The 267-nt window shown below is 39.7% G+C and carries 1 pseudogene; it reads right to left on the bottom strand.

The window, feature by feature from the left end:
* Window positions 1-29: 29 nt before the first annotated feature.
* Window positions 30-267: pseudogene (locus AAEY57_RS20135) on the bottom strand (threonine ammonia-lyase, biosynthetic); the annotation flags it as partial.

Raw genomic sequence — 267 nt, 5'->3', positions numbered from 1 at the left:
CTAGTTAGGTGCCTGCCTTTAAAGAAGAGTTATACTGAGGCGAGTTTTTCGGCTTTTTCTGCTTGCGGTTTTGATGTTAAAAATTGGGTAAAACACGGATTTTGTGTTTCATCTTGTACACTGTAACCTAAGCGATTCAAATGCTCGTTAAACATCTCATACTGACTCGGCTCAATAGCAAAACCTGCCAGTACATTCCCCATCGAACCACCGTGATTACGATAATGAAATAAGGTAATGTTCCAATTGCTGCCTAAAGTATCTAAG

The sequence above is a fragment of the Pseudoalteromonas sp. MER144-MNA-CIBAN-0113 genome (assembly GCF_040308965.1).
GTDB classification, from domain to species: Bacteria; Pseudomonadota; Gammaproteobacteria; order Enterobacterales; family Alteromonadaceae; genus Pseudoalteromonas; species Pseudoalteromonas tetraodonis.
Note: the sequence above shows the minus strand (reverse complement) of the source record. Positions and strands in the feature narration are given on the sequence as shown.